The following is a 14,358-nucleotide window of genomic DNA, read 5'->3' as shown; positions in this document are numbered from 1 at the left end:
AAATTTGGACAAGTTAAGTTAGAAATCCAGGAACCGGGCAGTAGCTCCAGCTAGAGTTGACAGAGAGCGCATTGTTTAGGATAATGCGCGCCCTTTCAGACACAGGATTTCCAGGAGACCCAAGTTGGCAAACTCAGCTCAAGCCCGTAAGCGCGCTCGTCAGGCAGACAAACGTCATCTGCGCAACCAGTCCCGCCGCAGCACCATGCGCACCGCAGTTAAGAAGGTTGTGAAACTGATCGCCAGCGGTGACAAAGAGGGCGCCAGCGAAGCCTACAAGACAGCAGTACCGCTAATCGACAGCACTGCCGGCCAGGGCCTGATCTCGAAAAACAAGGCAGCCCGCCATAAGAGCCGCCTCAACGCACAGATCAAGGCGCTGTAAGCCGAAAAGCGAATGCTCCTGTGAAAAAAACCGGCCCAGTGCCGGTTTTTTTATGCCCAGCAGAGAAGAAAACTAAATCAGCACCAGATTGTCACGATGGATCAGCTCAGGCTCATCCACATAGCCAAGTATTTCTTCGATACGCTGGCTCGGCTGCCCCATGATGCGGCGCGTCTCATGGGCGTTATAGTTTGCCAGCCCGCGCGCTACCTCTCCGCCATGACGATCTACGCAGACCACCGCCTCGCCACGCTGGAACTCACCATCCACCAGAGTGACCCCCACCGCCAGCAGGCTGCAGCCCTGTTCACGTAACACCCTTACCGCTCCGTCATCGAGCGTCAGCCGGCCACGCACCTGCAACTGTCCTGCGAGCCAGCGCTTGCGCGCCGCCTGTGGCTCCTGAGCAGGGATCAGCAAAGTACCGCTCATCTCCCCGGAGGCAAGACCATCAAGCACACCGGGGTGAGCGCCTGAGGCGATGATGGTGGCGGTGCCGGAGCGCGCCGCCAGACGCGCTGCCCTCACCTTGGTCACCATGCCGCCGCGCCCCAGCCCGCCAGCACTGCCGCCGGCCACCTGATCCAGTAGCGGATCATCGACCCGCGCTTCACGAATCAGCTGCGCCTGTGGATTGCCACGTGGATCGGCATCGAACAACCCTTCCTGATCGGTCAGCAACACCAGCAGGTCGGCCTCGACCAGGTTCGCCGCCAACGCCGCCAGGGTATCATTATCGCCAAATCGCAGCTCTTCGGTGGCGACGGTGTCGTTTTCGTTGATCACCGGCACCACCCCCAGATCAATCAGGGTACGCAGGGTGCTGAGGGCGTTCAGGTAGCGCATGCGGTCGGCGAGGTCATCCCGGGTCAGCAGGATCTGTGCTGTGTGCAGGCCGTGTTTCTGGAAACAGGCCTCGTAGGCACGGATCAGCCCCATCTGACCGATGGCGGCGGCGGCCTGCAGCTCATTCAGGCCGTGCGGGCGGCGACTCCAGCCCATCCGGCTCATGCCCTCGGCCACCGCACCGGAGGAGACCAGCACGATCTCATGGCCCGCCTGCCTGAGCCGCGCCATCTGCTCCACCCAAGGGGAGAGTACCGCGCGGGAGAGCCCCTTGCCGCCGGATGTCAGCAGAGCGCTACCGATCTTGACCACCCAGCGGCGTGTCTGGGGCAGGCTGTCGCGTGAGATTACCATCGATGATCCTGTGTCTGCCGCGCTCCGTCAGCCCTGTAACGGGTCCCAAGCCGCCTCAGGCTCCTCTTCGTCAGCGCAGCGCTCTTCTTGCCAGACCGCCTCCAGCCGGGCCATCAGATCAGCCACCAGCTGTTGCGCGCCCTCCCCGCTCACCGCGGAGATACCATACACCGGCCCCTGCCAGCCAAGCGCATCGACAATCGCCGTGAGCCGCTCACTGTATGCCTCGGGAGACAGCAGATCACGCTTGTTGAGCACCAGCCAGCGCTCGCGGCCGGCCAGCTCATCCGAGTAGCACGCCAGCTCCTGCTCGATGCGCCGCACCGCCTGTACCGGGTCATCCGACTCATCCAGCGGTGCCATATCGACCAGATGCAGCAGCAGACGGGTGCGTGAGAGGTGCTTGAGAAACTGGATGCCGAGCCCGGCCCCTTCCGCCGCGCCCTCGATCACACCGGGGATATCAGCCACCACGAAGCTGCGCTCGCGCGCCAGGCTGACCACCCCAAGGTTGGGATAGAGAGTGGTGAAGGGGTACCCCGCCACCTTCGGGCGGGCACTGGAGATCTTGCGGATCAGGCTCGACTTGCCGGCGTTGGGCATCCCCAGCAAGCCTACATCGGCAAGCAGGATCAGCTCCAATTGCAATTCGCGCCGCTCCCCCGGGGTACCGTGGANTAAACTGGCGTGGGGTGCGATTGGTGCTGCTCTTGAAGTGGATATTACCAATGCCGCGGGTACCCCCCTGGGCCACCAGCAGGGTCTGATGATGCTCCAGCAGTTCGCCGATCAACTCGCCGGTCTCCTCATCCCGCACCCGAGTCCCTACCGGCACCTTGACATAGCGATCCTCACCGCTGCGGCCGGTGCGCTCGCGCCCCATGCCGTTCTGCCCGCGTTGCGCCCGGTGGTGACGCTGGGTACGGAAGTCGACCAGAGTATTGAGACCGCTGTCGGCAATCAGATAGACGCTGCCGCCGTTACCGCCATCGCCACCATCCGGGCCACCCTTGGGAATATATTTCTCACGCCGAAAGCTGGCGGACCCGTTGCCACCATCCCCGGCTTCGACCTTGATCTTGGCCTCATCGACAAATTTCATGCTCTCCCCCCGATTGCCCCAGGCTCCCCAGAACGCAAAAGGCCCCGTCAAAGACGAGGCCCCTGGATAGCCGGATACGGACGATCTCAGTCGGCAACCACACTCACAAACTTGCGATTATGCGGCCCCTTGACCTCGAACACCACCTTGCCGTCAGCCTTGGCAAACAGGGTGTGATCCCTGCCAACACCAACGTTCACGCCGCCGTGAAAGCGGGTGCCGCGCTGACGCACCAGGATGCAGCCAGCTTTGGTGTCCTGGCCACCAAAGACCTTCACGCCCAGGCGTTTAGATTCTGAATCGCGGCCGTTACGTGTACTACCGCCTGCTTTTTTATGTGCCATTGCTCTAGCCTCCTCAGCCTGCGCTGATACCGGTAACCTGCAGTTCGGTGTACCACTGCCGGTGACCCTGCCGTTTCATATGATGCTTGCGGCGCCGGAACTTGATGATCTTGACCTTCTTGCCACGACCGTGGGACTTAACGGTGACGGTTACCTTGCCGCCATCAACGTAGGGCGCACCTACCTTGATATCTTCACCGTCCGCAACCATTAGAACCTTGTCCAATTCGACGGAAGCGCCCTCGTCAGCACTCAGCTTCTCAACCTTGATAGTGTCGCCTTCCGCCACACGATACTGCTTGCCGCCGGTCTGAATTACCGCATACATAGCTCATCATCCCCAAAAAAACCGTTGACTCTGCGCAGAACACCGCGCGGAAAGAGGCGGGATTCTATATGCTTGCAAGAAAAGAGTCAACACAGCGTTATGCACACTGCCTGACGAAGAGAAATGGAGCCGGCGAGAGGACTTGAACCCCCGACCAGCTGATTACAAATCAGCTGCTCTACCAACTGAGCTACGCCGGCAAGGAGGCGATTGTAGGACTTTATCTATAGGCTGGCAATCGCGTCGCGAAAGCACACTCACCCGGCCTGCGTTCAACCTGTGACGAGACGACACAACTGGTCGAACTTCTCGCGCAGAGTCGTCGAGCGCAGCGTCTCCAGCAATTCTCCCAGTTTGAAGGGATGGTGCTGCTCATAGGCCACCCCCAGTTGCGGCATCTCAGCAAGCCCCGACTCACGGGCGTGTTCGACGAAGCCTTTGTTCTTCCAGAAAAAGGCACCGGGCATGGTAGTGGGGATCACCAACACATAAAAGAGCGCCCGGCCGATGACAGAGACGATCAGGGCCAACAGCGCCAGGAGAATGAATGCCCAGGCACTATCGCCGTCGAGCAGACCGACACCCAGGACCAGCATCAGTGCCACGACCAACAGGCCGTTGCGCAGCCAGTAAGGATAGCCGTAGGTGGTGGTCTGTTCATAGAAGGAGGCGGCGCCCTCGCTCTCCTGGGCTTGCAGATCCCGCGCATGGTAGAGCAACCCAATGCCCTCCAGCGCCAGCCCCGTTCCCGCCACCATGGCAAGCAGTCGCCCCAGTTCTGGGGGCAACTGATTGGACGCCAGAGCCACCAGCGCCAGCAGCAGAGAACCCAGCGTCAGGGCAGTGCCGGCAAAAGTCGCCGCGGTATACCAGTGATCCCAAAATGGGCGGGCGGGAATCCGGTAGAGCTTATACATAAAGTATCCACCGATCCCGGCTCCCAACAGGCCGATTACCGCAAACAGGTCCTGCACGACCCCGGGAAAGGGGCTGTCGAAGAGCAGATCGGAGACGGCAAAGAAGGTAAAACCCGCCAACCCGGTAAAAAAGAGCGAAACACCGGCGATCTCACGGCTCACCGAAGAGAAGCGCAGATTGTAGAAGCCGCGATAGAAACGGTGGGGTTTACCCAGGTGCATAGTGAGCTTGAACAGGCCGACGCCCATCAACGCCAGCATCACCAGGGCAGCGGGCAGGAGAGCGCTGCCCGCTGTGAAGGCGACCATCGGTTGCAAACCCGCCCAAGCCCCCAGGGTCAGCAGCAGGAAGGCGCCCATCACCGTCTGTGCGCTGAGGGTGAAGGCGATATGGGCGTTCTCGTGGGAGCCGAGCAGCGTGCTCAGGTTCCATTCCCGTTTAAAACCGTGCTTCGGGTCGACCACCGGATGGAAGCTGCCATTGGCATCATCACGGTGGTATTTCACCGCCGTGCTGTCCACCCGCGCCATCTCCCGCTGGGTGGTACGGGTCTGCTGGAAGCGGATGTTGGGGTGGGTGATATCGGTGCGTGGGAAGCCAGGGATCTCACTCTTCGCCTGATCGCGTCCCTCAGGGATATTCTCGATCACGCCGAAGTCGAGGGCCTTGCCCAAGCAGGCGGCGACACAGGCAGGCTTGAGGCCCACTTCGAGCCGGTCCACGCACATATTGCACTTGCTCACCCGGCCCTTGACCGGGTCGAGCTGGGGCGCGTTGTAGGGGCAGACCCAGGTGCAGTAGCCGCAACCAAAGCAGATGTCCGGATCCTGCAGCACCGCGCCGTATTCGGCGAACTTGGTGTAGGCGCGGGTGGGGCAACCCTTCAGGCAGACCGGGTCATCGCAATGGTTGCAGGCCATGGAGATGTTGAGGCGCTGATAGGCCGGGTAGGTGCCGCCCTCCACGAAACCCACCGAGCGGAAGGCGATGTGCGCCGGGTTGTCGTTCTTCTCGCTGCAGGCCGCCTCGCAGGCGTGACAGGCGATGCAGTTGTCGGCGTTGAAGTAGAAGCCGTGCTGCTTGTAACGGTTGGGGTTGTCACCGATCCCATCATCACCGTTGATATTGAGGCTCTGGCCATGGAGCGAATCACCCGCCCTGGCCTTCTCGATCGGTGCGCCGTAGCGGTTGGTTTCCTGGCTCGTCGGGTCGTTGAGCCGGGCGTAGTCGGGTTCGTTTTCGCGTGCTTCAAACATAGTCATTTCTCATGGATAACCCGGGGTTGGAGCCAAACCGCCCATCTTTGATGCATGATGCCGACAGGCTTACGCGGTTTGACTCCGCCCCCCCTGAGCCTTAAAACTTGCGCATCTCTTTACTCAACCGGGCCGCGCCCAACTGGTCGGCAATACGTTCGATGCGCACGGCGGACTGCTTGTAGGCGGGCTGGCGAGAGTGCGGATCCAACAAACCCAGGGTCAGGCGGTTGGCGCAGTCGTGGAAATGGAAGGGCAGGAAGACCATGTTCTTCGGCACCCGCTGGGTGGGCTGGGCCATCACCACCGCATCGGAACGGCGTGACACCAGGCGGACATACTCTCCCCGCTGGATGCCCAACTCCGCCGCCAGATCCGGGTTGATCTCGATGAACGGGATCGGGCTGTACTTATTATTGTTGCCGATCTTGCCGGTCTTGGTACGGCCGTGCCAATGTTCGATCAGGCGCCCGGTGTTAAGCCAGACGGGGAACTTCTCGTCCGGCACCTCTNATTGTCGATGAAGGGCAGCGGGATCAGCTTCGCCTTGCCGTCCGGGTGACGGAAAGTGGCATCCTCGGTATAGAGGCGTTTGCCCCCCTTGGGCGGCGCCTCGCCCCTCTCCACCTGCTCATGGGTGTAGGGCCACTGGATGCCGCGATTTTTTTCGATCAGCTCGTGGTTCATGCCGGAGATGTCGGCAAACCGCCCCTTGGAGAGCTCACCCATCTCCAGGAAGATGTCGGGTGCCCGCTCAGGAAAGTTAACCTTGCCGTCGCGATTGAAACGCTCGGCCATGCGGTTGAAGATCCACAGGTCAGGTTTGGCCTGTCCCGGCGTTGGGCTGATTGGCTTGACCAGGTTGATGCGTCGCTCGGTGTTGGTCATCACACCTTCCTTTTCCGCCCAGGTGCCAGCAGGCAGGTAGACATGGGCGTACTGAGCGCTCTCGGTGTCCTCGTAGCAGTCCTGCACAGCACAGAACTCCAGCTTCTCCATCGCCTTGCGGATGCGCGAGGTGTTGGGCAGGGAGGACAAGGGGTTGGTGGCGATCAGCCACAGCCCCTTGATCTGGCCCGACTCGATGGCGTGATAGATATCGGTCTGAAACAGGCCGCGCTTCTTGGGGAAGAACTCGGGGTCCACGTTCCAGAACTTGGCGATCTCCTCGCGGTGTTCGGGGATCTCCAGGTAACGGTAGTTGGGCAGGCCGGAGCAGGAAGACCACTCGCGGGTGCCCATGGCATTGCACTGGCCGGTGATAGAGAGGCTGGTGCCGCCGGGCTTGCCGATATTGCCGGTGAGCAGCGCTAGGTTGTTGATCCCCACGACCCCATCAGAACCGTGGGTGGACTGGTTGATGCCCATGGTCCAGATCTGCATCGCCGCACCGGCGTTGGCAAACAGCCGGGCGACATGGCGGATGGTGTCCTCGTCAATGCCGCAGATCTTGGATGCCGTTACCGGGTCATAATTGGCCACTTCTGCCCGAAGCTCTTCGATGCCGTTGGTATTAGCCTCGATATAACGTTTGTCTTCCAGGCCTTCGTCCAGGATCACATGCATCATCGCATTCTGCAGCACCACATCTGTGCCGGGGGTGATCGGCAGATGCATGTGGGCGTTCTGCGCCAGCATGGTGACCCGCGGGTCCACCACGATCAGAGGAAAGCCGCGCCGCTCCTGTGCCTCTTTCATGCGCCAGTAGATGATCGGGTGCTGCTCCGGCAGGTTGGAACCCCAGGCGATCAGGCAGTCGGTGTGCTCAAAGTCATCGTAGCAACCCGGTGGGCCGTCGGAGCCAAAGGAGCGCTTGTAGCCGGAGACCGCCGAGGCCATGCAGAGGGTGGTATTGCCGTCGTAGTTGTTGGTACCGATCAGGCCACGGGTGAGCTTACCCAGGGTGTAGAACTCCTCGGTGAGCATCTGTCCGGTAGAGATGATGGCGAAGGCGTCACGGCCATACTGCGCCTGGATGCGGCGGATCTCGTCGTGGGTTTTATCCAGGGCCGTATCCCAGTCGGTGGGCTGCCAGGGCTGGTGCCACTGCTCGCGTATCTTGGGTTCCAGGCCGCGGCCGGCGGAGTCGAATAGTTCGTGCTCGAAGATGCCCTTCAAGCACAACTTACCGCGGTTGACGTCGGCCTCCGCCACGCCTCGGGAGGCAACCGGTTTGCCCTCGGCATTCAGCCCCACCTCAATGGAGCAGCCGGTGGAGCAGTAGCCGCAGGCGGCGTACTTCCACTCGACCACACCCTTGTCGGCAATCGTGATCGGATTCTTCTTTGTCCTGCCAAACAGCATGATGTCTCCTCACTTCATAGGGCGAGCTGTGCCCGCCATAAGAGACTCGTGACGACCGCTTGTCGGGCACAGCCCGACCTGGCATTCATGCAGCGGCCTCTGACGGTTGTAGTTGCAGATAGACCAGGCCATCCTCAACCCGCACCGGGAAGACATTGGCACAGCCCTCATCCGGCCCCAACGCCTCACCACTGGTCAGATCGATCCGCCAGTTGTGTAGCGGACAGGTGACGGAGGTGCCGTGCATGATGCCTTGCGACAGAGGGCCGCTCTTGTGCGGACAGGCATCCCGGATCGCATAGACCTGATCGTCACTCCCCCGGAACACAGCGATATCCATGTCACGGGTCTTGATCATGCGGGAGCCGAGCACCGGGATCTGCGCCAGCGCTACTACTTCAGTCCATTTGCTCATCGTCTTGCTCCTTACACTGCCAGTTGGATAGGGGTGAATTCGTTGGCCTGAGCGCCATCGGCCCGCGCCTTCCAGGGATCGACCTGGGCATAGCGCTGGCTCAGTTTGAAGCGTTGGTAGAGGGTCTTGCGTCCCACCTCGTCTTCCAGGATGCGCTGCTTGATATAGCCCAGTCCCACGCGCTCGACCCAAGGGGCGGTACGCTCCAGATAGTGGGCCTGTTCGCGATAGAGCTGGGTGAAGGCGCCGCAGTACTCCAGCACCTCCTCTTCAGTCTCCACCCGGCACAGCAGGTCGGTGACACGCACCTTGATACCGCCGTTGCCACCGATGTGCAGCTCGTAGCCGGAATCGACACAAACCACGCCGAAGTCCTTGATGGTGGCCTCGGCGCAGTTGCGCGGACAGCCGGAGACCGCCAGCTTGAACTTGTGTGGCATCCAGGAGCCCCAGGTGAGTTCTTCCAGCTTGACACCCAGACCAGTGGAGTCCTGGGTGCCGAAGCGACACCAAGTCTTGCCGGCGCAGGTCTTCACTGTGCGCATCGCCTTGCCGTAGGCATGACCGGAGACAAAGCCCGCCTCCGAGAGATCCCGCCAGACCGCCGGCAGATCCTCTTTTTTTATGCCGAACAGGTCGATGCGCTGGCCACCGGTGACCTTCATCTCCGGCACCTCGAACTTGTCGCAGACATCGGCGATGGCGCGTAGATCCTTGGGGGTACAGAGGCCACCAAACATCCGTGGCACCACCGAGTAGGTGCCGTCCTTCTGGATGTTGCCGTGGGCGCGCTCGTTGATGAAGCGTGACTGAAGGTCATCCTGGTATTCGTCGGGCCAGTTAGCCAGCAGATAGTAGTTGAGGGCGGGACGGCAGCTGGCGCAGCCGTCCGGGGTTTTCCAGTTGAGGTAGTCGAACAGCTGGCGCATCGACTTGAGTTGTTCTTTCTGGATCGCCTCCATCACCTCATCGTGACTCAGCTCCGTACAGCTGCACATCGCCTGCTTGTTCGGTGAGGCGTCGTAGCCTTCGCCGACGGTGCTTGCCAGTATCGCCTCCACTAGGCCGGTACAGGAGCCGCAGGAGGCGGAGGCCTTGGTATGGGCACGCACCTCTTCGAGGGTGAACAGACCCTTGGTGCTGATAGCATTGACGATGTCGCCTTTACAGACACCATTACAGCCGCAGATCTCCGCGTCGTCGGAGAGCATCGCCACGCGAGTCTCATCGCCGTGACCCGCATCACCTAGGTCGTGTTGGCCGAACAGGATGGTGCTGCGGAGGCTGGAGATGTCGGTGCCCTCACGCAGCAACTGGAAGTACCAGGTACCATCCATGGTATCGCCGTACATCACCGCACCCTTGATCCGGTTGTCGCGAATCACCAGCTTCTTGTAGACGCCCTGAGCCGCATCCTGCAGCACCAGGGTCTCATCACCCTCCTCCTCGTTGAACTTACCCGCGGAGAAGAGGTCGATGCCGGTCACCTTCAGCTTGGTGGAGGTGACGGAACCTTCGTAACGGCCATAGCCAAGTTGGGCCAGATGGTTGGCGCAGACCTTAGCCTGCTCAAACAGAGGCGCCACCAGACCGTAGCAATCGCCCCGATGTTGTACGCACTCTCCCACTGAGTAGATTTTCGGATCGAAGGTCTGCATGGTGTCGTTGACCACGATGCCGCGCTCGCAGTGGATGCCCGCCTGCTGCGCCAGCTCGATGTTGGGGCGGATACCCACCGCCATCACCACCAGGTCGGCCTCGACAGCAGAGCCATCGGCAAACTTCACGCCGGTGACATGCTCGTCACCAAGGATCACCTCGGTCTGCGCCTCCATCAGGAACTCCAGGCCCTTCTGCTCCAGGGATGCCTTCAGCAGGTTGGCCGCCGGCTTATCGAGCTGGCGCTCCATCAGGGTATCCATCAGATGCACCACGGTGACATCCATACCGTTCTTCATCAGACCATTGGCTGCTTCCAGACCCAGCAAGCCGCCGCCGATCACGACTGCCTTTTTATGGCTGGCGGCGATTTCCAACATGATCTCTACATCTTTGATGTCGCGGAAACCGATCACCCCACGCAGGTCAGCGCCGGGCACAGGGATGATGAAGGGAGTGGAGCCGGTGGCGATCAGCAAACGATCATAGGCGACCGACTTGCCCGATGCGCTCTTCACCTGACGCGCGACCCGGTCGATCTCCACCACCGGATCACCGGCGTGCAGGATGATGCCGTTCTCGGCGTACCACTCGCGGTTGTTGAGGACGATCTCGTCGAACGTCTTTTCACCGGCCAATACCGGCGAGAGCATAATGCGGTTGTAGTTGGGGTGAGGTTCGTCACCGAATACGCTGATCTCGTATCTGCCCGCCTCTTCGAGTTTGAGCAACTCCTCCAGGGTGCGGATACCGGCCATACCGTTACCGATTAAAACCAACTTCTCTTTCATCTTTACCCTCTACATCTGATCCTGAAGCGGAACATCACCGCTCCGCTTTCAGATCCACTGAGCAAAGGCCATGCCAGAATCGAATATCGAGGTTTATCTCCTTATTTATCGGGCAACATCGATGCAATAGGAAAGCCAGCACAGAGTTGCCTCACCCATCCATGCACCATTCTGGTGCATTTACTACCATGTCTGCCCTGCAAAAAAACCTGATGTTTTTGATGGAGGGGCGGAGTCAAATTTGACTCCGCCCTCTATAGAACAGTCGGTGCCATTCGGGGCTGAGCGCGCTGTTCAAAAATAGAACATCACTGCTCCAGCACGCACCGATTTCGAACTTCACAATAGGACCTGGGCCGATAGAGCCCCTCTAATTCACCATATAATTCAACAAGATATGGTGATGGCATGGATTTCGCATGTGAATAACGCATTATCCAAGTAGCGTAGGAATTCCCTCATGTCGGAAAGCAAGCTCAACCTTTTTTCTTTCACAGGAAAGGTAAAGACACTCCATCTCACCTGGTTCGCCTTCTTCCTGACCTTCATGGTCTGGTTCAACCACGCGCCGCTGATGGCCGCGATCCAAGAGGCCTTCGATCTGACCACGCAGGAAGTGAAGGCGCTATTGATCATCAACGTAGCGCTGACCATCCCGGCGCGGATCGTGATCGGTATGCTGGTGGACCGGTTCGGCCCACGGATCATCTTCTCCTCACTGCTCCTCTCCTCCAGCTTCATCTGTTTCTGGTTCGCCATCGCGGACTCTTATACCGCCCTGCTGGCCAGCCGCTTTGCCCTGGGCTTTGTCGGTGCGGGCTTTGTCATCGGTATCCGCATGATCGGTGAGTGGTTCCCCGCCAAGCAGGTCGGTGTTGCTGAAGGTATCTATGGCGGCTGGGGTAACTTCGGTTCCGCCGCTGCAGCCATGATCCTGCCCACTCTGGCCCTGATGTTTGGTGGTGACGATGGCTGGCGTTACGCCGTCGCCGCCACCGGCGCAATCACCCTGGTCTACTCTTTCATCTACTACCGGTTGGCGCGCAACACGCCGAAGGGCTCCACCTACTTCAAGCCGAAGAAGACCGGCGCCATGGAGGTGACCAGCAAGGGTGACTTTTTCTTCTATCTGCTGATGAATATCCCCATGTATGCGGCCCTGGCGGTGCTGACCTGGAAGCTGGGCCCGGACAACCTGAAGATCCTCGGCGCCAGCGCCGCCAACGCCATCTATATCGGCCTAGCTGCCCTCTACGCCTATCAGACCTCCCAGGTATGGCGCATTAACAAGCATGTCTTTAAGGAGGAGGTACCGGAGATCCACCGCTACAAATTCAAGCAGGTGGCGATCCTCGATCTGGCCTACTTCGTGACCTTCGGTTCTGAGTTGGCGGTAGTCTCCATGCTGCCTCTCTTCTTTAAGGAGACTTTTGACCTGAGCATAGTGCAGGCAGGTCTGCTGGCATCTGGCTTTGCTTTTATGAATCTGGTGGCGCGTCCTAGTGGCGGCCTCTTCAGTGACAAGTTCGGTCGTCGCAAGATGCTCAGCCTGCTCATCACCGGACTGGCCATCGGCTACTTCATTCTGGGCCAGATCACCTCGGGTTGGCCGCTTGCACTGGCAGTGATCGCCACCATGGCCTGCTCCTTCTTCGTCCAGGCAGGTGAAGGCGCGGTGTTCGCCATGGTACCCCTGGTCAAGCGCCGCATGACGGGACAGGTAGCCGGTATGGCCGGCGCCTACGGCAACGTGGGTGCGGTCACTTTCCTTACCATCTTCTCCTTTGTCTCACCCCAGATTTTCTTCCTGGTGATTGCTGGCGCAGCTGTCGTCTGCCTGCTGGCGGTTCAGCTCCTGGATGAACCCCAAGGCCACACTGCCGAGGTGATGGAGGACGGTAGCGTGCAGATGATCGAGGTGAGTTAAGCTGAACCGACTCAACCATTGTAGGAGCGCCGCTAGCGGCGCTCCTACGGGACGAATATGAGCACCAAACTCGAAATCGACTACGCTTTCCGCAGTGAGGCTGGTGTCAAACAGAATAATGATGACACCTGCAACGTCTGCATCCCCGAGGACAATCTGCTGCTGAGCAAGGGGATTGCCGCCGCCATCGCCGACGGGGTGAGCTCCAGCGAAGGTGGCGGGCGGGCCAGTCAGATCTGTGTCTCCGGGTTTCTCTCCGACTACTTCAGCACCCCCGAGTCGTGGAGCGTCAAGACCTCTGCCGGCAAGGTGCTGGGGGCGCTCAATCGCTGGCTCTACAGCCAAGGGCAGTCCGACTATGATTCGGCACGGGGCATGCTGACCACTTTCAGCGGCCTGGTACTCAAGTCGACCACCGCCCACATCGTGCATATCGGTGACTCCCGTATCTATCGCTATCACAATGGCGACCTGGAGCAGATCACCCGCGACCATCGAGCCTGGGTCTCCAAGGAGAAAGAGTTCCTCTCCCGCGCCATGGGCGCCGACCCACACATCGACATCGACTACCATGCAGTCGCCGTGGATGAAGGCGACCGCTTTATCTTCACCAGCGACGGCATCCACGACTTCCTCACCCGCCGAGAGCTGCTGAAGATTCTCAACAGCAATAATTACAATCTGCAGGCCTGCGCCAATGCGCTGGTAGAGACAGCGCTGGAGAACGGCAGCACCGACAACGCCAGCTGCCAGATCATTCACCTGTTGAAACTCCCGCAGGAGACTGAGGCCGACATCTTCCAGCGGGTCTCAGATCTGCCATTTCCACCCGACCTTCAACCCGGCATGAAGATCGATGGCTACGAAATTCTGCGTGAGATGCACGCCAGCAAACGCAGCGAGGTGTTTCTCGCGCTGGATCTCACATCAGGCGATAAGGTCGTACTGAAGACCCCGTCGGTCAACTATCGGGATGATGCAGACTACCTGGAGGGTTTTCTGCTTGAGGAGTGGGTGGGCCGACGTATCCGCAATGCCCATATCCTGCGCATTCTCGAACCCCGCAACCGCCACTTCCTCTACAACATCAGCGAATACGTGGAGGGGCGCAGCCTAGGCCAATGGATCCAGGACAATGGCCCGGCGGACCTGCACCAGACCCGCGCCCTGGCGGAGCAAATCATCGACGGCCTGAGGGCGCTGCACCGCATGGAGATGTTTCATCAGGATCTGAAGCCGGACAACATCCTGATCGATAGCCACGGCACCGTGAAGCTGATCGACTTCGGCTCCACCCGGGTCGCAGGCATGGAGGAGATCGAGAGTGAGATCGACCACAGCGCCCCCNAGGGCACCCTCGATTATGCAGCGCCAGAATGTCTGCGCGGTGAGTCCTGCACCCATGCATCGGACCTCTACTCCCTCGGCGTCATCCTGTATGAGATGCTGACCGGGAAACTGCCCTATGGTGAGAGCGACAGCCCCCACCTAAAACAGAGACTAAACTACCGTCCCGCGCGCCGTTACAATCCTGAGATTCCCGCCTGGGTGGATGCTGCACTTGAACGGGCGGTGCACCCGCTTGCTTCAAAGCGCCACAAGACATTGTCAGAGTTGCAACACGATCTGGCGCATCCCAACCCCATTTATCGTGAACAGGCAGAACTGCCGCTGCTGGAACGCAATCCTCTGCTCTTCTGGCAGACCCTGGCCGGATTGCTGCTGCTCA

General features: G+C 60.0%; 9 protein-coding genes, 1 tRNA gene and 2 pseudogenes. 3 read left to right on the top strand and 9 right to left on the bottom strand.

The annotated features are described in order from the left end of the window. Positions 1 to 124 precede the first annotated feature (124 nt). Positions 125 to 385: a 30S ribosomal protein S20 gene (gene rpsT / locus RIFP1SYM_RS00485; protein ID WP_005958546.1), complete on the top strand. Its 261-nt coding sequence runs from the start codon at positions 125 to 127 to the stop codon at positions 383 to 385. A 72-nt stretch (positions 386 to 457) separates the two neighbouring features. Here the strand turns inward: rpsT and proB are convergent, their stop codons facing one another. The 9 genes and pseudogenes from proB to nirB all read right to left on the bottom strand — a co-directional run bounded on the left by proB (position 458) and on the right by nirB (position 10,702). Beyond that, positions 458 to 1,585 (bottom strand): glutamate 5-kinase, encoded by a 1,128-nt coding sequence (gene proB, locus RIFP1SYM_RS00480; protein ID WP_005958545.1) that lies wholly within the window; start codon positions 1,583 to 1,585, stop codon positions 458 to 460. Between the two features lie 27 nt (positions 1,586 to 1,612). Beyond that, positions 1,613 to 2,687 (bottom strand): annotated as a pseudogene (cgtA, locus tag RIFP1SYM_RS00475) (Obg family GTPase CgtA). An 86-nt stretch (positions 2,688 to 2,773) separates the two neighbouring features. After that, on the bottom strand, positions 2,774 to 3,031 hold the full coding sequence (rpmA, locus tag RIFP1SYM_RS00470; RefSeq protein ID WP_005958544.1) for a 50S ribosomal protein L27: 258 nt from the start codon (positions 3,029 to 3,031) through the stop codon (positions 2,774 to 2,776). 13 nt (positions 3,032 to 3,044) lie between these two features. Next, positions 3,045 to 3,359 (bottom strand): 50S ribosomal protein L21, encoded by a 315-nt coding sequence (gene rplU, locus RIFP1SYM_RS00465; RefSeq protein WP_005958543.1) that lies wholly within the window; start codon positions 3,357 to 3,359, stop codon positions 3,045 to 3,047. Positions 3,360 to 3,483: 124 nt separating this feature from the next. Then, positions 3,484 to 3,559 (bottom strand) — tRNA-Thr (locus RIFP1SYM_RS00460). Between the two features lie 72 nt (positions 3,560 to 3,631). Beyond that, the gene (locus RIFP1SYM_RS00455) at positions 3,632 to 5,533 is read right to left on the bottom strand and encodes a DmsC/YnfH family molybdoenzyme membrane anchor subunit (protein ID WP_039959431.1); all 1,902 of its coding nucleotides are present in this window, start codon (positions 5,531 to 5,533) and stop codon (positions 3,632 to 3,634) included. Between the two features lie 100 nt (positions 5,534 to 5,633). Further along, a pseudogene (locus RIFP1SYM_RS00450) lies at positions 5,634 to 7,837 on the bottom strand (molybdopterin oxidoreductase family protein). Between the two features lie 85 nt (positions 7,838 to 7,922). Next, positions 7,923 to 8,252, bottom strand: coding sequence for a nitrite reductase small subunit NirD (gene nirD, locus RIFP1SYM_RS00445; RefSeq protein WP_006473538.1), 330 nt, complete (start codon positions 8,250 to 8,252; stop codon positions 7,923 to 7,925). Positions 8,253 to 8,263: 11 nt separating this feature from the next. After that, on the bottom strand, positions 8,264 to 10,702 hold the full coding sequence (gene nirB, locus RIFP1SYM_RS00440; protein WP_005958539.1) for a nitrite reductase large subunit NirB: 2,439 nt from the start codon (positions 10,700 to 10,702) through the stop codon (positions 8,264 to 8,266). A gap of 460 nt (positions 10,703 to 11,162) precedes the next feature. Between nirB and RIFP1SYM_RS00435 the strand changes: the two genes are divergently transcribed. Both RIFP1SYM_RS00435 and RIFP1SYM_RS00430 read left to right on the top strand, forming a co-directional pair. Continuing rightward, positions 11,163 to 12,629: a NarK family nitrate/nitrite MFS transporter gene (locus tag RIFP1SYM_RS00435; RefSeq protein WP_005958538.1), complete on the top strand. Its 1,467-nt coding sequence runs from the start codon at positions 11,163 to 11,165 to the stop codon at positions 12,627 to 12,629. Between the two features lie 57 nt (positions 12,630 to 12,686). Continuing rightward, positions 12,687 to 14,358: bifunctional protein-serine/threonine kinase/phosphatase (locus tag RIFP1SYM_RS00430; protein WP_039959426.1), on the top strand; the 1,672-nt coding region annotated here is incomplete at its 3' end.

The organism is endosymbiont of Riftia pachyptila (vent Ph05), assembly GCF_000224455.1.
In the GTDB taxonomy this organism is placed as follows: Bacteria; Pseudomonadota; Gammaproteobacteria; order Chromatiales; family Chromatiaceae; genus Endoriftia; species Endoriftia persephonae.
The sequence above is the reverse complement of the archived record's forward strand: the minus strand, read 5'-3'. Positions and strand labels throughout refer to the sequence as shown.